The sequence below is a fragment of the Streptomyces sp. NPDC002838 genome (assembly GCF_040295365.1).
GTDB lineage: Bacteria > Actinomycetota > Actinomycetes > Streptomycetales > Streptomycetaceae > Streptomyces.
Window position 1 is genome coordinate 1 of record NZ_JBEOVF010000068.1, and the last position, 20,906, is coordinate 20,906.

Below are 20,906 nucleotides of genomic sequence, written 5' to 3' on the forward strand. Positions count from 1 at the left end.
CCCCTGGTCGGGGGGGGTTCCCCCGGCGGGGGGCCCCCCGCCACTCACCCGGGCCGGCCCCCCACCTCAGGCGTACGGCCGTCGGAATCACGCGCTTCTAGCCCGGCGTGCCAGCTCTACCTTGAGTGGTCCCGCTCGGCAGCTGGAGACGGCTTACGGCATCAGCCCTTGGACGTCGGGCTCGCCGAAGGCCTCGCGCCCTTCTTCAGGAAGCCCATGTCCTCGTAGACCGGCGTCTCGAAACCGAAGGCTCCGGCGTTCACCAGGTTCTTCCGCGCGGCCGTCAGCTGGGGACGCTGGTAGAGGGGGATCGACCCGGCGGCGGCCCAGATGCGGGAGTCGGCCTTGCGGATCAGGCTCCGGTTCTCGCCCTCGTCGAGGGTGCCGATGGCCTGGTCGAAGAGCTGGTCGACCTGGTCGGTGCCGACGCGGGTGAAGTTCTGCTCGACGTTCAGGGAGCCGTCGGCGGCCGGGACGGGCTTGGCGAAGATGGGGCGGGCGTCGGTCGCGGGGAAGGCGGAGGTGGGCCAGGAGTACAGGGCGAGGTCGTACTGGCCGGACGCGATGTGGTCCTTGAAGTAGCTCTCGTCGGAGACCTTGGAGACCTCGGTACGGATGCCGACCTTCTCCAGCATGCGGCTGATACGGCCGGCGACGGTGCGCAGCGTCTGCGAGCCGGGGCTCGAGGGGAGCACGAAGCGGAGCGTGAGCGGCTTGCCGTCCTTGGCGAGCGGACGGGCCGCGGCGCCCGCGGGGGCGGCGGTGCCCATGGGGGCGTAGGCGCCGGGGGCTCCGCCCGGCTTCAGGTTGTTCTCGTACTGCTTGCCTTCCTGAGCGAGCTGGGTCGAGCCGTCCTCGTGCTTCTTGTCGTGGTCGGCTTTGTTGTCCGCGTTGCTCTCGTTGTCCTTACCCTCCTTGCTCTCCTTGGTCTCTTTGCTCTCCTTAATCTCCTTGCCCTCGTCGCCCTCGTCGTTCTCGCCGACGATGTACGTCCCCTCGTCGCCGCCTTCCGACTTCTTCTCCTCGTCCTTCTCGCCCTTCTCGCCCTTCTCGCCCTCCGCCCCGGCCGCGTTCTCCCCCTTCTTCTTCTCCTTCTTGAGGGGCCCGCCGGGCACCCACCCCGCGTCCGCGAGCAGCGCCTGCGCCTCCTCGGTGTCCTGGTCGCCGAGCGCGCCGCTGTTGTCGGCGTAGGCCGCCTGGCCGGACAGCGCGAGGTGGCTGCCGACGGGCACCGCGGGCAGCCCCAGGGGCTTGAGTACGGCCTTGGCCAGTTCCTCGCGATCGAGGGCGCGGGCGACGGCACGGCGGACGCGCTCGTCGGCGAGCGGACCGGCGGCGCCGTTGAGGGCGAGCTGGGTGTAGGCGGGCTCCAGGGACTTGCGGACCTCGTAGCCGAGGAGGGCCGCCTGCTGACGCTCGTACTCGGTGATCTTCCCGGCCTGCTTCCCGGGCTTCTTCTCGGCGGAGCCGCCCGGCCCCTGGAGCGGGGTGGCCGTGCCCTTGCCCCGGGAGCGGGCGGCGAGGGTGATGCGCCCGGCGGCCTCGGGGTCGATCTCGGCCAGGTCGAGCTTCCCGGCGGCCAGCTCGGCGGCCCGCTTGTCGCGGGGCACGGCGCGCAGCTCGATCTCGGAGAGCCTGGCGGGGCGGCCCCACCAACGCGGATTGCGGGTGAGGGTGACCTTGTCGTCCTTGCTGTCGACCTTCTTCACGGTGAAGGGACCGGCGGTGACCTTCAGCTTCCGCCTGGCCCCGTCGTTGAAGGAGTCCGGCGTGCCCATGACGTCCTTCGGGTACAGCGGCGAGAACAGCGACTTCCAGTCGGCGTACGGCCGCCCGAAGGTGACCCTGACCTCCAGGTCGTTCGCCCCGCGCTCGATCTTCTCGATGCGGTCGTAGCCGGCGTTGCGGGCGGTCCAGTAGGCGGTGTCCTTGCCGGACAGGGCGCGCCACTGGGCGGCGAAGTCGGCGGCGCCGATCTCCCGGCCGTCGCTCCACACGGCCTGCTGGTTCAGCTTGTACAGCACGACCTGCTTCGGCTCGGTCTCGACGACCTCGGCGGACTCCAGGTGGTCGGGGTTGCGTTCCGGCCGTCCGTTCTCGTCCAGCCGGAACATCGACGGCAGCACGGCCTGGGCGATCCGGGTGGTGGCCGCGTCGGCGTCGGCCTGGAAGGTGTTCAGCGTCTCCGGTACGGCGTCCACGGCCCAGCGCAGGGTGCCGCCGTCGGCGACCCGGGCGCGGGCGGCGGGTGCGATGTCCTGCCCGGCGAGCGGCTTGCCCGCCTTGTCCTCGGAGCTGCATCCGGCGAGCGCGGATACCGCGAGCGCGCCCGCGGTGAGGAAGGCGACCGAGCGCATGACTGTGCCAGGTCCTCTCGTGCCAGACCCCGCGCGGCAGGCGGGAGATTGGCGAGAGGGCCTAGGTCCGACGCCGTCGTGGGCCATCTGTGTGTACCTCCGGAAGCCGCGGCACGGGAGAAAGGGGTTATCGTCCCTTTTGGGGGTATATGGAGCTGATCAGATCTACGGCCACACACTGAAGAGGAAAGGGTTCACCAACCGAAGGCGACACGACGACGAGAGCCGGGAAGCCCACCCGTACGGCGCAACGCGACGGGGTCCGAGGGGGCGCGGCCCCCGAAGACGGCAACCGCTCCACACGCCGCACGCACCAACGCACCCCAGCCAATCCATGCACACCGCTTCCCACCGGCCGGTGTGACGCGCAACACTCACAGGCGCATGAACGTTGCTGCCTTGGGCCTGAGAACCCGCGGAAGTGAGGGCAAGTCATGTCCGTGCACGACGAACTGACGTCAGTCCAGCGTTGCCTCGACGACCTGAACCGGTCGGTGCGGCGCCTGGAACAGCAGATCGGCGGAGGCGGCCTGGAGATCCGCCGGGTCCGCACCGACGCCGAGCACCTGCGCGAGAGCGTCGCGCTACTGCGTGAGGCGGCCTCCACGCCCGCCGCGCCCAAGCGCCCCGATCTCGTGACCATCCCCGACACGCCGTACGACGACTCACTGTGGATCGACTCGGACGACGAGGGACTCGGCGCCCGCGACCGCCACGCCCCCTGAGCCGACCCGAGCCGTCCTGAACCGACCGGAGTCATGAATTGGCCACTGGTACGGAGCCCCCCGCCACAGAACCCCATCCGACCAGCGGCGGCGTAAGAACACCTACGCGCGCCGCGATCGCCGCCCCGCATCTGCGGACCGACCGCTGGTGGCTGGCCCCGGCCGCCACCGCCGCCGGCCTGCTGGCCTTCGTCGTCTACTCGACCTGGCGGGCCTTCGCCGGCACGGACTACTACGCGGCGCCGTACGTCTCGCCGTTCTACTCGCCATGCCTGGCGGAGCGCTGCGAGCCGATGCGCGCGGGGCCCAACTGGGAGATCTTCGGAAGCTGGTGGGGCCTGTCCCCCGCGATCATCATCCTGATCTTCCCGCTCGGCTTCCGCCTGACCTGCTACTACTACCGCAAGGCCTACTACCGGGGCTTCTGGATGTCGCCCCCGGCCTGCGCGGTCGCCGAGCCGCACAAGAAGTACACCGGCGAGACCCGCTTCCCGCTGGTCCTGCAGAACATCCACCGGTACTTCTTCTACGCCGCGATCCTCGTCGCCGGGATCCTGACCTACGACACCGTGCTCGCCTTCCGCGACGAGAACTACGAGTGGGGCCACATGGGCCTCGGCACCCTGGTGTTCCTGGTCAACATCGTGCTGATCTGGGCGTACACGCTCTCCTGCCACTCGTGTCGGCACATCGTCGGCGGCAAGCTCAAGCACTTCTCCAAGCACCCGGTGCGCTACCGGACGTGGCAGTGGATCGGGAAGCTGAACGCCCGGCACATGCTGCTGGCCTGGACGTCGTTGGTGAGCGTCGCGCTCGCCGACTTCTACGTCTATCTCGTCGCGTCCGGTGCTTTCGACGATCCGAGGTTTTTCTGATGTCCGTGGTCGACCGACAGGAGTGGGACGTCGTCGTGGTCGGCGCCGGCGGTGCCGGGCTGCGCGCGGCCATCGAGGCGCGCGAGCGCGGCGCCCGTACGGCGGTGATCTGCAAGTCGCTGTTCGGCAAGGCGCACACGGTGATGGCCGAGGGCGGCATCGCGGCGGCGATGGGCAATGTCAACGCGGGCGACAACTGGCAGGTCCACTTCCGCGACACCATGCGCGGCGGCAAGTTCCTCAACCAGTGGCGGATGGCCGAGCTGCACGCACAGGAGGCCCCGGAGCGGGTGTGGGAGCTGGAGACCTGGGGCGCCCTCTTCGACCGTACGAAGGACGGCCGGATCTCGCAGCGCAACTTCGGCGGCCACGAGTACCCGCGGCTCGCCCATGTCGGCGACCGTACGGGCCTGGAGCTGATCCGCACCCTCCAGCAGAAGATCGTCTCGCTCCAGCAGGAGGACCACCGGGAGACGGGCGACTACGAGTCGCGGCTGAAGGTGTACCAGGAGTGCACGGTCACCCGGGTCCTCAAGGACGGGAACCGTGTCTCGGGGGTCTTCGCCTACGACCGCGAAACCGGCCGTTTCTTCGTCCTCGAAGCACCCGCCGTAGTGATCGCGACCGGCGGCATCGGCAAGTCCTTCAAGGTGACGTCGAACTCGTGGGAGTACACGGGCGACGGCCACGCGCTGGCGCTGCTGGCCGGGGCACCCCTCCTCAACATGGAGTTCGTGCAGTTCCACCCGACGGGCATGGTCTGGCCGCCGTCGGTGAAGGGCATCCTGGTCACCGAGTCGGTGCGCGGCGACGGCGGGGTCCTGAGGAACTCCGAGGGCAAGCGGTTCATGTTCGACTACATCCCCGACGTCTTCAAGGAGAAGTACGCCCAGTCGGAGGACGAGGGCGACCGCTGGTACGAGGACCCGGACAACAACCGGCGTCCCCCCGAGCTGCTCCCCCGCGACGAGGTGGCGCGGGCGATCAACGCCGAGGTCAAGGCGGGCCGCGGTTCCCCGCACGGCGGCGTCTTCCTGGATGTGTCCACCCGTATGCCGGCCGAGGTCATCCGCCGCCGCCTGCCCTCCATGTACCACCAGTTCAAGGAGCTGGCCGACGTCGACATCACCGCGGAGCCGATGGAGGTCGGCCCCACCTGTCACTACGTGATGGGCGGTATCGCCGTCGAGTCCGACACCGCCGCCGCACGCGGGGTGCCGGGCCTGTACGCGGCCGGTGAGGTGGCGGGCGGCATGCACGGCTCCAACCGCCTCGGCGGCAATTCCCTCTCCGACCTGCTGGTCTTCGGACGCCGGGCGGGCTGGCACGCGGCCGAGTACGCGACGGGGCTCGCGGCCGGCCGCCCGTCGGTGGACGACGTCCAGGTGGACGCCGCCGCCGCCGAAGCCCTGCGCCCCTTCTCGGCCGAGAGCGAGGAGCCGGCCTCCGGCCCGCCGGAGAACCCGTACACCCTCCACCAGGAACTCCAGCAGACGATGAACGACCTCGTCGGCATCATCCGCCGCGAGACCGAGATGAAGCAGGCCCTGGAGAAGCTGGCCGACCTGCGCGTACGGGCCCGGCGGGCCGGCGTGGAGGGCCACCGCCAGTTCAACCCCGGCTGGCACCTCGCCCTGGACATGCGGAACATGCTCCTGGTCAGCGAGTGCGTGGCCCGGGCCGCGCTGGAGCGCACGGAGTCGCGCGGCGGCCACACCCGCGAGGACCACCCGACGATGGACCGCAAGTGGCGCCGCCTCAACCTGCTGTGCCAACTCACCGACCCGACGGGCGGGTTGGCGGCGACGGACCCGGTCAGCGGCCAGATCGACCTCGTACGGGAGACCACCGAAGCCATCCGTCCCGACCTGCTCGCCCTCTTCGACAAGGAGGAGCTGGTCAAGTACCTCGCCGAAGAGGAGCTGTACGAATGAGCAGCTACGACGCCCACTTCAAGGTGTGGCGGGGTGACGTCGAGGGAGGCGGCCTGGAGGACTACAAGGTCGAGGTGAACGACGGCGAGGTCGTCCTCGACATCATCCACCGCCTCCAGGCCACCCAGGCCCCCGATCTCGCCGTCCGCTGGAACTGCAAGGCGGGCAAGTGCGGTTCGTGCTCGGCGGAGATCAACGGGCGCCCGCGTCTGATGTGCATGACCCGCATGTCGGTGTTCACCCGCGAGGAGACGATCACCGTCACGCCCCTGCGCGCCTTCCCCGTCGTACGGGATCTGGTCACGGACGTCGGCTTCAACTACACCAAGGCGCGCGAGGTGCCGTCCTTCGTGCCGCCGGAGGGGCTCGGCCCGGGCGAGTACCGGATGATGCAGGAGGACGTGGACCGGTCGCAGGAGTTCCGCAAGTGCATCGAGTGCTTCCTGTGCCAGGACACCTGCCATGTGGTCCGCGACCACGAGGAGAACAAGACGGCGTTCGCCGGCCCGCGCTTCCTGATGCGGGTCGCGGAACTGGACATGCATCCGCTGGACGCGGCGGCCGAGACCGGCCTCGACCGCAAGAAGGCCGCCCAGGACGAGCACGGCCTCGGTTACTGCAACATCACCAAGTGCTGCACGGAGGTCTGCCCCGAGGGCATCAAGATCACGGACAACGCGCTGATCCCGTTGAAGGAGCGGGCCGTCGACCGCAAGTACGACCCGCTCGTGTGGCTCGGGAACAAGATCCGGCGGCGGTCCTCGTCAGGCTGAGGCCCTCTTCGTCATGCTGAGGCCCTCAGATATCCCGAGTGCGCCACCTGGCCGAGGAAGGTGAACCGGGTGTCGGTGGCCATGTGCTTCTCGAAGGCCTCCTTGATGCCGGGCCACTTGGGGTGCCCGAAGTCGTCCAGCACGACGATCCCGCCGGGCGCGACGATCTGCTCGGCCCACCTCAGGTCCGCCGCGACACCGGCGGCGGAGTGGTCGCCGTCGACGATGACCACGCCGTAGGCACGGTCGGAGACCAGGGCACGCACCTCGGGGTCCTCCGAGAACCCCTGCTGGATCCGCGCCGCGGCACCGGCCGCGCCCGCCAGGGCCAGGTTGGTGCGCACCGCGGCACCCTGCACGGGCGTGCCCGACGCGTCGTCGCCGATGGAGGTCCCGGGCTGCAACTGCGTGCCCGCGAGCGGGTCGACGATCGTCAGCCGCGGCTCACGCCCAGCGCGCTCCATCATCCGGATCAGGGACGCGCCGAACATCCCGTACAGCGTGCCGATCTCCAGGACGTCGTCGTTCGGCGGCTTGAGCAGCGGTACGGCGGACAGCTTGCCGACGATGTTCATGGTGCCGCCGGCGATCCGGCCGACCCCGAGCGCCTCCATCGCGATGAGCAGCCGGAACGCCTGGGCGACATTGCGCTCGGCACCGTCCTTGTCCCCGGTCACCTGGGCCAGCTCGGTGATCGTGCGGTTGAGGTGGGGCCCGGACGGCAGCCGGGAGGCGCCGCGCCCGGTCCCGTCGAAGAACAGCTCCAGGGGCCGCTGGCGGTTGCGCAGCTGCTTGAGTTCCTGCTGCAACGCGGCGTCGGGAGTGCTCGTGGCGACCGGTGTCTTTCCGGCGGCCGAGGCGTTCTGGAGGGCGCGGCGAACATGGCGCTCGATGCGCTGATCGATGAGGTCGGCTATCGGGCGCAGAGCACGCCGGGCAGCCTTGCTGGTGAGTAACGCTCGCATCCGTGGACCGTAGGGCGCGCACAGATCGCTCACAACTAACAGATGTCCCCCTGCGGACGAAGCACGCATGACGTCTGGGCTACGGGATGCCAAACCGTGTCGCCCGACCAGTTCCAGTGCCCTGCGCAGGTTGTGCTCGGCGATGGCGCGCATGAACTCCGGGTCGGGGAAGTCGCCGTCGAGGAGGCGGAGGGGGCCGGACACCAGACCCAGGTGCATGGACAGGCGGTAGAGGCGGAGGCGGTCCTCGTCCATGTCCGGTGCGCGCAGGGCGTCGTAGTGCGGGCCGAAGCGCAGCCGCAGGAACACGTGCTCCAACTCCACGTCGAAGTAGCGGCTGGGGCTTTCGGGTGCCGGTCACGCGTCGGATCGTGACACCCGGCCCGGTCGGCCGCAGCCGGTTTTCAGCGCGGCTGGTTCCTCACCGCACCCAGCCCTCCCGGTACGCCGTCCAGTCCTTCTCCTTCGCCGCGAAGTCCACGTACAGGGCGACGCCGAAGTTGGCGCGGTCGGCGTCCGTGCGGGACAGGCCGAGGCGGACGCCTCGCACGGCGGCGGGCACGGTCTCGGCGTGGCTCCAGTGGCCGAACCGGTTCTCGTGGAAGAAGGGGAGCCCCATGAGCAGGTCGGTGGACTGCGGGGTGACCTCCAGGGCCAGCGAGGTCTGCTGGGCGACGTAACCGCCGTACGTGCTCTCCAACGGCTGGATGGTGTCGTACGACATCACCGCGATCTGGTCGACACGGCGGGCGACCTGCCCGAAGAACTCCTGCGACCACCACTTCGGGTGCCCGGTGAACGTCCCCCAGAAGGAGTGGAAGGCCGGAACCGGGTCGATCTGGTGGGCGGCGATCGACAGCTGCGCGTCCTGCGCGCGGGTGACGCGGCGCAGGGAGTCGAGAAGGGTGAGGTAGTCGCGGTCGCCGGAGTGCAGTGGCTCCAGGTCGAAGTGGACGCCGTCGAAGCCGACGGCCAGGATCTGCCGGGTGGAGGCGACGACGGCTGCGCGCGTCGCGGGGCGTTCCAGCCGCATCCCGTCCGGGCTCTCGGTGGCGAGCACGTCACCGAGCCAGGCCTGGACCCGTATGCCGGGTGCTTCGCGGTGCACTGCGTCGATGAACCAACGTGCCCGCGGATAGACCGACGCGGGCAGCGTGCCGTCGTGCTCCAGGGGCCCGGAGTGGACGTACAGGTCGCGGATTCCGGTGGTCTCCAGGCGGCGGGCGAGGGCGGTGACGTCAGCGCCCTTCTTACGGCCGTCGACCCAGGCGTGGCCGAGCCAGATCGCGTCCTTGTTCCTCGTGTAGGTGCCGTCCGCCGGGTCGCCGGTGTAGTTCACGCGGAGGGCGATCTCGGCGGCGAGGAGCGGGAGGAGGATGACGAGGACGAGGGTGAGGGCGGTACGGCGGGCCCAGCGGAGCCAGGGGCGGCGGCTGGGTCTGGGCTCCGGTGGGGCCTGCTCGCCGTCACTGTCGGCGGCGGCTGGGTCGTTTCCCCTGCTCTCCTGATCCTGATCCTGATCCTGATCCGGTTCCTGCTCCTGATCCTGTTCCTGCTCCTGCGCTGCTTCCATCCCCATCCCCCCAGAACGTTCCATTGTGCGTTCCCCTCCCCCATAGGCCACTAGGCCACCACTGGCGTACCCCCACCCACCCCACCCCGGTCGCGAGCTCGCATTCCTCCCCATACGCTCCGAAATGTGACGCCATCGTCGATCCGGGGCCGGCCGCGGCGCGCCGCCTCGCACATATGCGTGCGGGTGGCGCTCGCCGTACTGGGCGGTGCGGTCGGGGTGGCGTGGCTGGTGTTGCCGGGGATGACGATCAGCACGGACACTCCGGTTGCGATCCACGGGGCCGGACCCACCGCGAGCGCGAGCGCCGCCGCGCAGGAGGACGAGGAGACATCCGCCGCCGACCTCGTCCTGCCACTCGTCGTGGTGGCCGCGGCCGTCGCCCTGGCGGGCTACGGATACATACGCCGCACCCGACGGGCCAGAACCCGTACGACACCCGGCGGCACCCTCGCCGCACCCCCCGCCGGCTGGACCCCGCCCCTGACCGACCTGGACGACCAATCCCGCGCCTTTCTGACCGAGGCCGACGACTGGATCCGCACCAGCCGCGAGGAACTCGGCTTCGCCGAGGCCCGTTTCGGAGCGGAGGCCGCCGCCCCCTTCACGCAGGCCGTACAGGCTGCGGAGTCGGAACTGACGGCCGCCTTCCGGATACGCCGGCAGTACGAGGCCGGCGTCCCGACGGACGAGACGTCCCGGCGACAGGCACTCACGGGAATCGTGGGCCGATGCCAGGAGTCGGGCCGACGCCTGGACGCCGAGGCACCCGCCTTCGACCAACTCCGCGCCTTGGAGCGGGAGATCGACGAGGCACTGACAGTGGCGGAGGAACGCTTCCGCGACCTCACCGGGCGTACGGCGACCACGGAGGCGACGCTCACCAACCTCGCCAGGCTGTACGCACCTTCCGCCACCGCCCCGGTCACCGGATACTTCGAACAGGCCAAGGACCGCCTGCTGTTCGCCACCGTCCACCTCAACCAGGCCCGCCAGAAGGCCGACTTGGACGATGCGGAAGAGGCGGCCGGCCACCTGCGCGCCGCCGAGGGCGGAATCGCCCAGGCCGCCGTCTTCGTGGACGGCATCGACCGACTCGCCGCCGAGCTGAGATTCGCCGCGGAGCTGGTGCCGGCCGCGTTGACGGGGGCGGAGGCGGAGCTTTGGGAGGTGCGGGGGGTGCTGCCGGCCGCCGAGGAGTGGGCGCAGCCGGCGGACGCGGGGATGGGCGCCGTGGCTGGTGCGGTGCCGGAGGCCGGACCGGGTGCGGTGCCGGACTCCGCTCTGCTGGGCATCCCCGTGGGAGAGCTGCGGTCGCGGGTCCTGCACGCCGACGCCGTGCTGGCCTCCGTACGACAGGAGCTGACCGGCGGGCGTCCGTACGACCCGCTGGCCGTCCTGAGCCGGGTGGTGGAGGCCCTCGCCCCGGCCACCACCGGCCGGTCCGGGGCCCTCCCGGCGGCCGCCCGCCTCACCGCGGGCAGCGCCACCGCCGCCGCGGACGCCTTCATCACCACGCACCGGGGCGAGGTGGGCGCCGACGCCCGCATCCGGTTCGCGGCAGCGAACCAGGACCTGCTGGACGCCACGACCCTCACCGACCTGGTACGCGCCCACACCCTGGCCCGGCACGCCCACGACCTCGCGGAGCAGGACGTGCGGGTGCACGGCACGCCGATCGCCGGGCGGCCCGAGCATGCGCTCGCGAACGGGGCCGGTGGCGCTGTCGCGGGCGGCGTCCTGCTGAGCGGCGGCCGACCCGCGAGCTTCGGCGGACCGCGCACACGGAATCGTCGCAACTTCCTACTGCGGTAAGGCATTTCTGCCTTGGACAGCCCCGCAAGCCCATTTGTATGATGATCCGATCTTGGTGTGAGTTGGTCCGCTGACGCGCGGACGAGCGGGGGCGGTTGAGCGTGATCAAGCCGGAGCAGATACCCCAGTTCACGGGTAACCTGCCGCAACTGGAGATTGACTACGCGGACTTGAAGAAGGACGCCGGTCATGTCCGTAAGACCGGCGAGGATGTGCATTCGCAGTTCCAGGGATTGTCGGCGTACTACACGGCTCCGGAGGCGGAGCAGTTGTTCGCGACGACGAAGCCGGTGAAGGAGCGGGCGGACGATTTCGCCACGGACCTGGAGACGGTGTCGTCGGCCCTGGAGTCGTACGCGACGGAGATCCGGCCGCTGGACGCCAAGCTGAAGGAACTCAAGGCCAAGGCCGTCACGTTCGTCGACTCCGTCAAGGACGACGACGAGTGGGAGTACGACGGCGACAAGGTCGACGAGCACAACCAGCTGCGAGACGAGATCACCGCGACGGTGGCGGCGTTCTGGGCCGCGGAGCGGACCTGCCACAACAAGATCACCGCCTTGTGGGGCGGGACGCAGATGGTCGCCGGGGACGGCTCCGACCGCAAGGACCAGTACGGCTTCTCCGCCGAGGACATGAAGAACGCCCAGGTGCCCTGGGGCGACCCGGTGGAGGAGAAGCACCACTGGTACGAGGTCGGCCACTGGGTGAAGTCCTTCGTCTGGGACGGCCTCATCGTCGACGGCATCTGGGGCACCATCAAGGGCCTCGGCACCCTGGTCGGGTTCGGCGGCTGGGAGGCCATGGGCCAGGCCTGGAAAGGCCTGGCCCAGCTGGCCACCGGCCTGGCGATCACCGCAATTCCGGGGGCGGGCGCGCTGTTCTGGACGCTGCCGGACGACAAGATGCCCTCCTGGCTGCGGGACTCCCGTACAGCGATGAAGGAGACGGGCAAGGCGCTGGTGGCGTGGGACGAGTGGGGCAAGAACCCCGCCCGCGCGGCCGGAGCGGTCACCTTCAACGTCCTGACCACCGTCTTCACCGGTGGGGCGGGTGCCGGTGTGGCGGGTGCGGGCAAGGCGGGTGCGGTGGCCAAGGCGCTGTCCGTGGCGGGCAAGGCGGGCCGCGTCATCGACCCGATGACCTACATCGCCAAGGGCGCGGGCGCCGGATTGTCGAAGATCGGCGACATCAGTGCGGCCCTGAAGGGCGTCGGGAACATCGACATCCCCGCCCTCCCCGACAACGCGATCACCCTGCCTGAAGGCACCGTCCGACTGCCCGACGGCACGGTGAACCTGCCCGAGGGCGCGACGATCCCCGACGGCGCGACCCGTCTCCCGGACGGCAACATCAAGCTGCCCGACGACACCCCGGTCCTGCCTGCGGGGGCAGAGCGGCTGAACACGCCCGAGGGCGAGCCGATGCTGTTCGTCGACCGCGAGGGCAACATCCTGGACGAGCGAGGCACCGTCCAGATGGACGCCAAGGCCCCCGGCCCCACGGACATCGTGGACCGGCCGTCGGCCGGCGACCCGCCTGCGGGCGCGGACGTGCCACGCGTGGACTCCCCGGTCAGGGAACCGGCCCTGGTCGGCGCGGCCACCAACACCGCCGATCAGGCGGGCCAGCACATCCGCCTCGGCGACAGCGTGGACAACAACCTCGGCGACGTCGGCCGGGTCGGCGCGGACATCCCCACCACCCCAGCGGTCCACGCAGGCGGCGACCTTCCCGGCACCGGGCTGGGCGACAACCTCCCCGGCGGCACCGCCGGCAATCTCCCCGGAGGCGGAGTCGGCGACAGCCTGCCGACCAACAGCCTCGACCACCACACGCCCAGCACCATCCCGGACAGCCAGGTACCCGGCGCCGGAACAGCCGACCATCGGCCCGCCAGCCACACCAACGACCTCGGCACCGGTGGTACCGGTCCCGGTGGCCACGACCTGCCCGGCGGCAGCACCACCGACGGACTGCCCGGTCACGGCCCCGAAATACCTCCAGGCGGCAGCAGCCTGGACGACCTCGGTGGGGCCGGCGACGACGCGCTCGGTGATGCGGGCAGGCACGGCGATGACACGCCAACACCTGACCGCCCGTCGAGTCCTGAACGACCCCCCTTCATGCGGGACGGCGACAACCCGTACGGTCCGCCGGGTTCGCTTACCCCGGAGCAGATCAAGGAAATACAGGTTTACCGCGCAAATCACGAGCCGGGATACTTCAAGGACCACTACTACGCCGACGGTCGTCGACTCGACACAACGGTTACGGACGAAAGCGGACTCGTGCCGGTCCAACTGGACGTGGATCCCGTCACGAAGGTCAAGTCCGCGGCGTCCGATGCACCGCCCCCCATCCCCGCAAAATACGTTGACGGGGCCGAATTGGGCCGAGGCCGGCACGAAGTGCTGAGCCCGGAGACACTCCAGAAGCTGGACGAGGCGGCAGCCCACCGGAGGAGCTCAATTGACTATTCCATGAGCGCCGACCGACACCGGGGGACCCTCGGAGGAATGGACGACTCGGACTCGGCGTTGCTCGATGCCGGCAACGAGTACAAGGCCGCTATGAACGAACGTACGAAGGCGGCTGAGTCGTACGGTGAGGCGATCGCGGAACATCAGTTCATTCCCGAGCATTATCCGAACTCCACCAAGGAGACGCTGTACGGGCCCGCCAACGGCAACGACCAATTCGATCAGGTGTGGCGCCGCGAAGACGGCGGGTTCGTCGTCATCGAGGCCAAGTCGAATGTCGGCACCAAGATGGGCAAAAGGGACGTCCCCTTCCTCGATGGCAAGAGAAGCGCCATGCAAGGATCAAGGGAGTACTTCATGGATATTCTCAAGCAAATGGAAAACAGAGGTCGAAAGCATCCCAGTGAGCCCCGGCTGGCAGCCGAGCTGAAGATTGCTCTCGCCGAAGGCAAGGTGGACTACGTTCTCATAAAGGGGAAAGCCGACGGAGGTCGGTACGCTGGCTACGAGAAGCACCAGTTCAACATTGGCTGACGGGAGAGTTCTGTGACGGTGAGGGTAGCTCGGCATGGCAGCCCCGGGCCTGATGACGAGGGATACGCGCAAACCCTGGGCGAGGGACTCACGCGAACGATTGCCGTCCTGGAGCGCTCGCCACTCATGTTCGACGGGGCGATGGGAGGAGCAGACACCTACCTTCGCGCCTGCCTGGCAGTCAACCCCAACGCATCGCGCCTCCGCACCTGGGAAGCCACTGTGACCGCGATGCAGGTGAGCTCCGCGGCGTTCGCGGCGGCCGTTCAGAGGGAGGGCGCTGTTGAGTGCCGCATTTCGGATCAGATGCGGACCATCCCGGCAACAGGCCCGCAATATTACGCCAATGCAGGAAACTGGCTCACCGCGTTCTGGTTTTCGATCGTGTGCCGCGAACAGACTCGAATGACACAGCTGTGCGAAATTCCGCTCGACCTTCTGCGCTCTTCAGGGGTGGAGTACGACGAGTATGTGTACCACTGGATCGACGCCCTGCAAACATACTGGTTGGAGCGTCCGGGATTGGGCGAGAAACTCGTCACCGCGATCCAGATGTCCTCACCGGACGCAGCGCAGTTTGCCGATCGAGAAGTCTTGGACAAGATTCTGTACCAGCCGATCAACCTCTTCCACCAATTTCTGCGCAAAGATCACGACGGTTTCAATCAGGCCCTCACCGAAGCTCTGGAACTCCACAAGTCGTTCTGGACTGCATCCGAGGCACGCGAAGAAACCGTCGAGGGCTACCTCGCGCTCGGTCCCCTTGCCATCGCCTGCCTCGCCTATGACGCCAGCTTCCCGATCGACGTCGAATCCGACTACATCCCCAGCCAGTTGCTGAACCGCGCCTGGATCGGCGAATTCCCCACCTGAGCCGCCCCGAGGGGACCACGCCCCAGCAATTGGAGGAAGTGTTCCACCCTCCAACCGGAAAACCCCAGCTCAGAAGACTCACCGGTGGAACAAATCCTCCAATTGCTTCGTGATACCTGCCGCGCGAGGCCGACCTGGCAGAGGGGGAGCGGCCCGACTCTCCAGTTCCCCTGCCCCACCGCCCACCGGCAGCAAGCCGCTGAACCAGCCCGGCGTGCAGGCGAGGCGCGACCGCGCCCCAACCCCGGCCCACCCCTCAACCAACCCCAATGGGCCGCCAACCCGGCCCCCGCTTTCCCGACCGCCCGCTCGCTTCTCCCCCGTGCTGGAGCGAGCCGAGTCAAGGGTCGGCCGCAGGCCGATCGCCGAAGGCGACGCGGAACGCAGCGCAGCGCAGCGAGGTGGAGCGCCCTTGACTCGGCTCGCGGAAGCACGACACTGACCAAGAAGCGGGCGGCCCAACGGTGCCCGTTCAAGCCGCGGCCGGCTCAGGTCGTTCGGAACACAGAGGCAGAACTCGCTCTGATCCTTTATCCGCCGATGATCCTGCTCTACCGCGTCATCCGCCGCGACCCCCACGGAGTTCAACCAGGCGCTGGCCGACGCGCTGCGCCGACACAAGGCGTACTGGACCGCCGACGAGGACCGCACAACAGGGCATCCCCGTGGAAGTCGAGTCCGCCTACCTGCCCAAGGCGCTCCTGGAGTACGCCTGGATCGGCAAGATCGAGTACTGAGCCGACGACCACCCAGAGGATCCGCAACTCTCCCTGCGGAGGCCGTAATCTACGGCCACGCGACCTCGCCATCTCGAACGACGAGCGGCTCGAACCGGTCCGATTCACAGAACCTGATCCAGCCCAGGTGAACTGTCCCGGCCTTGAGGCTGTGCCGGTCGTCCGCCTTGGTGGACAGCCACGTGAGGAGTTCGGCAGTGCTGTCGAATTGGTCGGGGTGGATCTCCTGCCGAATGGTCAGGGCCCACACTCAACGGGCTCGAAGCCGCTGCACTGCTCGGGACGGATTCGGCTCAGATCAGCCAGATCGAGTTCGGCACGGCGGGCGTGAGCGAGGAGCGCGTACGACGACTTGCCGCTCAGTACTCCTGTACGGACGACGAGCTCATCGAGGCCCTGGTCACGATGGCGACCGATCGGACCCGCGGCTGGTGGGAGGAGTACCGAGGCCGGCTGCCCACGTCGTTTCTAGACCTCGCCGAGTTGGAGTACCACGCCAGATACCGCCTCGACATGGAGTTCCTGCACGTACCCGGTCTGCTCCAGACGGAAGACTACGCCCGCGCCATCTTCTCGTACCGAGTTCCCGAACTCCCCGAAGGCGACCTTGAGCTACGCGTCCGCCACCGCATGGAGCGCAAGCTGATCATCGAGAGGCCTGTCCCTGTGCCGTACGAAGCGGTGATCCACGAGGCGGCCCTGCGCATCAGGGTCGGCGACCGGCCCGCCGCACGTGCTCAGCTCACCCGCATCCTGGAGTGCTCCGAAGCGCCCCACATCACCGTACGCGTCATCCCCTTCGACCTGGACGGCTTCGCCGGAGCAACAAACATCATGATGTACGCAGGCGGTGCCGTACCCAAGCTGGACACAGCGGTACGCGACGCGCCCCAAGGCGCGGCGTTCGTCGATTCCGAGGCCCAACTCAGTACATTTCGAACGCTCTTCCGTAAAGTGGAGGCCGCGTCACTTGGCCCAGAGCGGTCGCGTGACTTCATGCACAGGCTGGCGAAGGAGTTGTGAGGCGCACCATGACCACCCCAGACAACTGGCAGAAGTCGTCCTACTCGGGAAGCGGCGACGGCAACAACTGTGTAGAGATCGCGAACCGCCATACCCGCATAGCGATACGCGACTCGAAGGCCCCGACCGACCGCATCCTCACCATCCCAACCGAAGCCTTCACCACCTTCGTCGAAGCCCTGAAAACCCCCAACACCAAGCCCTGAGAGCCCCGAGCCCCGCCGCACACACCCCCGTCAGAACAAACTCAACAACGCCTCCGCCGGATCCACCATCCCCCTCTCCCCATCCGGCAACGGCAGTTCGAACCACACCGTCTTCCCCCGCGGCGTCCGCCGCGACCCCCACGCCGCGCTGAGAAGCCCGACCAGTTGCAGGCCCCGGCCGCCCTCGTCCGTGTCGCGGGCGCGGCGTCGGCGCGGCTGGACCAGGCCCGCGTCCCAGACCTCGCACACCAACGTGCGGTCCAACAGCAACCGCAGCCTGATCTCACCCTCGCCGTACCGCAACGCGTTCGTCACCAGCTCGCTGACCAGCAACTCTGTCGTGTCGACCAGCGGTTCGAGGTCCCACGACAGCAACTGCCCCCGCGCGTACTCCCGCGCCCGGCCCACGCTGCGCGGCTCGCGCGGCAGTGTCCAGTCGCCGACCGAGTCGGCGGGCAGGCCCTGGACACGTGCCATCAGCAACGCGATGTCGTCCTCGCCGTGGTGGGTGTCGAGGGTGTTGAGGACGTGGTCGCAGACGTCCTCCAGGGGGCGGGCGGGGTCCGTCAACGCTCCCACGAATGCCTGGAGGCCCTCGTCCAGCGGATGGTCGCGGGATTCGACCAGTCCATCCGTGTAGAGCGCGAGCAGAGCACCCTCGGGGAGTTCGACCTCCACCTCCTCGAAGGGTTCGCCCCCCACACCCAGCGGCATGCCCGGCGGCACGTCGAGCATCAGCGCCGTCTCGCCGGGCTCGACCAGCACCGGCGGCAGATGACCCGCGTTGGCGAAGGTGCAGCGCCTCGTCACCGAGTCGTAGACCGCGTACACGCACGTCGCCAGGTACACCTCGGACAGGTCGGCCTCGCGCGGGCGGCGGGCCGCGCGAGTGGCCTGCTGGACGCCGCCCGGGGCGCCCAGGCCGCGGGCGATCTCGTCCAACGCCGAGAGGACCTCCGCCGGTTCCAGGTCCAGCAACGCCAGCGTTCGCACCGCGGAGCGGAGTTCGCCCATCGCGACCGCTGCCCGAAGGCCCCGGCCCATCACGTCCCCCACCACCAACGCCGTGCGGTGCCCCGGCAGTTCGATGACGTCGAACCAGTCGCCGCCGACCTCGCTGGGCCGGTCGGCGGAGGAGTTGCCGGGCAGGTAGCGGCAGGCGATGTCGAGGCCGGAGGCCACCGGGTCGCCGGGCGGGAGCAGGGACCGTTGCAGTATCAGCGCGCGCTCGTGCTCGCGCCGGTAGAGGCGCGCGTTGTCGATGCAGACCGCCGCCCGCGCCGCCAACTCCACCGCCAGGTCCCGGTCCCGGTCGCCGAACGGCTCGCTGCCCTTCGTCCGGGAGAACTGCGCAAGGCCTACGACCGTGTCGTGGGCGACCATCGGCACGGCGAGCGTGGACTGGACGAGGCCGCCCTCCTCGGCGGGGACGTACCGCGGGCGGGCGGTGCGCAGGGCGTCCGAGCAGGGCGAGTTGAAGGGGTAGTGGTGGACCGCGCCGACCGCGACGGGCTTGCCGGAGCCGGTGAAGGGCGCGTCGGAGACGGCGCTGGCGAAGGCGACGCGGCGCAGCTCGGCGCTGCCGTCGGCCAGGCCCGGCGGGGTCTCGTCGCCGGCCAGGAGGCCCTGGTAGAGGTCGACGGTGGCCAGGTCGCAGAATCCGGGCACGACGACGTCGAGGAGTTCGCGCGCGGTGGTCTCCAGGTCGAGGGAGTTGCCGATGCGGGCACCGGCCTCGTTCAGGAGGGCGAGGTTGCGCCGGGCGGCGGCGGCCTCGCGGGCGGCGGCGCGGCGGGAGGTGATGTCGAGTCCGAGCCAGGCGATGCCGATGGGACGGCCGGAACCGCTGTGCACGCGATAGAGGTTGACGGACCAGTGGCGGCGCTCCTCGGAGCCCGGCACGAAGCCCGTGATGTGCATGTCCGTGATGGAGTTGCCGGTTTCCAGCACCCGGCGCAGGGTCGCGGCGACCCGCTCGGCCTCGGGGCGCTGCAGGTAGTCGTAGACACCGCGGCCGCGGTGGTCGTCGGGGCTGCCGCCGAAGGTGTTGGCGAACTGCTGGTTGGCGCGTCGTACCCGCAGATCGGTGTCGATGAGCAGGAAGCCGAAGGGAGATTGGCCGAAAATGGACTGCGAGGCGGCGAGGTCGGTCTCGATGCTGCGCAGAGTGCGCACGTCGACGACTATGCACACGGCGGCCTTCTCGCCGCCCTCGGTCCGCGTCGGCATGACGTAGACCTCGGCGAGGCCGTGCCGGCCGCGCTCACCGTCCGCCGTGTCCGGCACCCGGAAGGGGACGACTCCGGTCCACTCCCGGCCGTCCAGGATCTCGGCCATCTTGCGCTGGCCCTGCTCGCGCAGGTCGGGGTCGATGAACGCCTCGATGGGGTCCATGCCGACCGCGTGCTCGGCGGAGATACCGAAGAGCTGTTCGGCGCGCAGGCTCCACTGGTCCACCAGCCCGTCGGGGCCGATGGAGAAGGACGCGACCTTGATGTAGTCGTAGATGGAGCCGGGCGGACTGCTCTGCCAGATGGCGTCAGCGGGCGGCGCATCGCCCGACGCGGCTTCCGCCACGGCATCACCCGTGGCCCCTGCCCTCGCGCCGTCCGACGGGTCCTCGGACTCCGTGGCCTTCGCTGGTATCTCGCTCACGCGAACCGTCCCCTCCAGCTCACCGCGTCCGGCACCGGTCACCGGCGGCGGCTGCCCGCAGTATCCAGCACTACGGCGCCGCACAACACGGTGTTCACGATCACAGCACGGTCCCGATGGTTTTTGGACCGGACCGTGACAACACCTACAGTCTTCTAACCAGCGGACACGTCGTCGAATCACTCCCGCGCACAACCGCCACTGGCCTGAACCAATCGCTGGACAGCGCGGACGTGGACGTACAGCCCTTTCGCGGACGGATCGTTCATCCCGGTACCGCGAGTTGGAATCTCCCCCGTACCGCGAGTTGGCATCTCCCCGTACCGCGAGTTGGCATCTCCCCGTTCCGCGAGTTGGCATCACGGCGGTACCGCGAGTTCGAACCAGACCGTCTTGCCCTCCTCGTCCGGCCGGGTACCCCAGCGGCGCGAGGAATGGGCCACCAGTTGCAGTCCGCGGCCGCCCTCGTCGTCGGGCCGGGCGACGCGCTCGCGGGGCGGGTCCGGCAGCGGGTCGGAGACCTCGACCAGCAGTACGCCGCCCAGGCCCGCGGGGCGTACGAGCCGTACGCCGATGGGGCCCGTGGCGTGCCGCAGGGAGTTGGTCACCAGTTCGCTGACCAACAGCGCCGCCAGGTCGGCGAGGCTGTCGAGGTTCCAGTCGCGCAGCCGGCCGCGCACGACGGCGCGGGCCGTGCGTACGGCGCCCGGGTCCGCGGGGAAGGTCCACTCGGCGCGGTCACCTTCGGTGTCGATCACGCCGATCACATCCCAGGCCGGCCAGCTCACCCCATGTCCGGTTTCGTGGGGTTAATGGGCACATACCCGATATCACGTGGCCAGTACCGCACCCGCCGGCGCACAGTGGCGCGAACGGCGTACGGAGTGATCAGCGCGCGCCGGGGCGGGCGGGAAATGTCGGGCGGCTCTGCCAGACAGCGACTCTGTCAGACAGGCCCCAGCCGCGCGAGCACCTCGCGCACGGCGGGCACGTCCTGGTCCAGCCAGTTCACGTGCCAGATCTCGGCGGGCGCGAGCCAGCGCAGTGCGTCGTGGTCCTGGAGGGGCTTGGGCTCGCCGGAGCCGGGCAGCAGCCGCGCGGTCCACACCTTCAGGACGTACGGCGGCTTCAGGGGCCACTCCCCCGGGACGCGCTCGACGGGGTCGACCTCGACGCCGAGTTCCTCGCGCAGCTCGCGCACGAGCGCCGCTTCGGGTGTCTCGCCCGCCTCGACCTTGCCGCCGGGGAGCTCCCAGCGCCCGGCCAACTCCGGGGGCGCGCTGCGGCGCGCGGCGAGCAGGCGGTCGCCGTCGAGCAGGGCGGCCCCCACCACCACGATCCGTTCCGTCATGCGCCGGAGCCTACGGGAGCAGGCGTG

15 protein-coding genes and 1 pseudogene are annotated in these 20,906 nt (G+C 69.4%); 9 read left to right on the forward strand and 7 right to left on the reverse strand.

The window, feature by feature from the left end:
* Window positions 1-161 precede the first annotated feature (161 nt).
* Window positions 162-2,444 (reverse strand): ABC transporter family substrate-binding protein, encoded by a 2,283-nt coding sequence (locus ABT063_RS45340; RefSeq protein ID WP_502991016.1) that lies wholly within the window; start codon window positions 2,442-2,444, stop codon window positions 162-164.
* A gap of 347 nt (window positions 2,445-2,791) precedes the next feature.
* Between ABT063_RS45340 and ABT063_RS45345 the strand changes: the two genes are divergently transcribed.
* Genes ABT063_RS45345 through ABT063_RS45360 form a run of 4 tightly spaced genes read left to right on the forward strand, consistent with a single transcriptional unit; the run spans window position 2,792 to window position 6,664 of the window.
* Window positions 2,792-3,082 carry an Rv0250c family protein gene (locus tag ABT063_RS45345; protein WP_095753737.1) on the forward strand — a complete coding sequence of 97 codons (291 nt, stop codon included), beginning with the start codon at window positions 2,792-2,794 and terminating at the stop codon, window positions 3,080-3,082.
* Between the two features lie 38 nt (window positions 3,083-3,120).
* A complete protein-coding gene (gene sdhC / locus ABT063_RS45350) occupies window positions 3,121-3,957 on the forward strand; it encodes a succinate dehydrogenase subunit SdhC (RefSeq protein WP_351066965.1) in 837 nt (278 codons plus the stop codon).
* Complete coding sequence (locus ABT063_RS45355) at window positions 3,957-5,891, forward strand: fumarate reductase/succinate dehydrogenase flavoprotein subunit (RefSeq protein WP_351066966.1); 1,935 nt, start codon at window positions 3,957-3,959, stop codon at window positions 5,889-5,891. Before sdhC ends, ABT063_RS45355 begins: the two co-directional genes overlap by 1 nt.
* The gene (locus ABT063_RS45360; protein ID WP_351066967.1) at window positions 5,888-6,664 is read left to right on the forward strand and encodes a succinate dehydrogenase/fumarate reductase iron-sulfur subunit; all 777 of its coding nucleotides are present in this window, start codon (window positions 5,888-5,890) and stop codon (window positions 6,662-6,664) included. Before ABT063_RS45355 ends, ABT063_RS45360 begins: the two co-directional genes overlap by 4 nt.
* An 11-nt stretch (window positions 6,665-6,675) precedes the next feature.
* Here the strand turns inward: ABT063_RS45360 and ABT063_RS45365 are convergent, their stop codons facing one another.
* The 3 genes and pseudogenes from ABT063_RS45365 to ABT063_RS45375 form a co-directional block, all read right to left on the reverse strand.
* Complete coding sequence (locus ABT063_RS45365) at window positions 6,676-7,629, reverse strand: class I SAM-dependent methyltransferase (protein WP_502991020.1); 954 nt, start codon at window positions 7,627-7,629, stop codon at window positions 6,676-6,678.
* 105 nt (window positions 7,630-7,734) lie between these two features.
* A pseudogene (locus tag ABT063_RS45370) lies at window positions 7,735-7,962 on the reverse strand (aminoglycoside phosphotransferase family protein); the annotation flags it as partial.
* 88 nt (window positions 7,963-8,050) lie between these two features.
* A complete protein-coding gene (locus ABT063_RS45375) occupies window positions 8,051-9,202 on the reverse strand; it encodes a glycoside hydrolase family 18 protein (RefSeq protein ID WP_351066969.1) in 1,152 nt (383 codons plus the stop codon).
* A gap of 126 nt (window positions 9,203-9,328) precedes the next feature.
* Here ABT063_RS45375 and ABT063_RS45380 point away from each other — a divergent pair, with 126 nt between their 5' ends.
* From ABT063_RS45380 to ABT063_RS45400, 5 genes are all read left to right on the forward strand, one after another.
* Complete coding sequence (locus ABT063_RS45380) at window positions 9,329-11,017, forward strand: hypothetical protein (RefSeq protein WP_351066970.1); 1,689 nt, start codon at window positions 9,329-9,331, stop codon at window positions 11,015-11,017.
* Between the two features lie 101 nt (window positions 11,018-11,118).
* Window positions 11,119-14,034 carry a hypothetical protein gene (locus ABT063_RS45385; RefSeq protein WP_351067006.1) on the forward strand — a complete coding sequence of 972 codons (2,916 nt, stop codon included), beginning with the start codon at window positions 11,119-11,121 and terminating at the stop codon, window positions 14,032-14,034.
* Window positions 14,035-14,046: 12 nt separating this feature from the next.
* Window positions 14,047-14,907 (forward strand): immunity 49 family protein, encoded by an 861-nt coding sequence (locus ABT063_RS45390; RefSeq protein ID WP_351066971.1) that lies wholly within the window; start codon window positions 14,047-14,049, stop codon window positions 14,905-14,907.
* A gap of 944 nt (window positions 14,908-15,851) precedes the next feature.
* Window positions 15,852-16,667, forward strand: a complete 816-nt coding sequence (locus ABT063_RS45395; RefSeq protein ID WP_351067007.1) for a helix-turn-helix domain-containing protein — start codon at window positions 15,852-15,854, stop codon at window positions 16,665-16,667.
* Window positions 16,668-16,675: 8 nt separating this feature from the next.
* The gene (locus ABT063_RS45400) at window positions 16,676-16,873 is read left to right on the forward strand and encodes a DUF397 domain-containing protein (protein ID WP_351066973.1); all 198 of its coding nucleotides are present in this window, start codon (window positions 16,676-16,678) and stop codon (window positions 16,871-16,873) included.
* 30 nt (window positions 16,874-16,903) lie between these two features.
* Here ABT063_RS45400 and ABT063_RS45405 read toward each other — a convergent pair whose 3' ends face one another.
* The 3 genes from ABT063_RS45405 to ABT063_RS45415 form a co-directional block, all read right to left on the reverse strand.
* Complete coding sequence (locus tag ABT063_RS45405) at window positions 16,904-19,528, reverse strand: SpoIIE family protein phosphatase (RefSeq protein ID WP_351066975.1); 2,625 nt, start codon at window positions 19,526-19,528, stop codon at window positions 16,904-16,906.
* Window positions 19,529-19,887: 359 nt separating this feature from the next.
* Window positions 19,888-20,295 (reverse strand): ATP-binding protein, encoded by a 408-nt coding sequence (locus ABT063_RS45410; RefSeq protein ID WP_502991021.1) that lies wholly within the window; start codon window positions 20,293-20,295, stop codon window positions 19,888-19,890.
* 179 nt (window positions 20,296-20,474) lie between these two features.
* Window positions 20,475-20,879, reverse strand: coding sequence for a (deoxy)nucleoside triphosphate pyrophosphohydrolase (locus tag ABT063_RS45415; RefSeq protein WP_351066978.1), 405 nt, complete (start codon window positions 20,877-20,879; stop codon window positions 20,475-20,477).
* Between the last annotated feature and the right edge of the window lie 27 nt (window positions 20,880-20,906).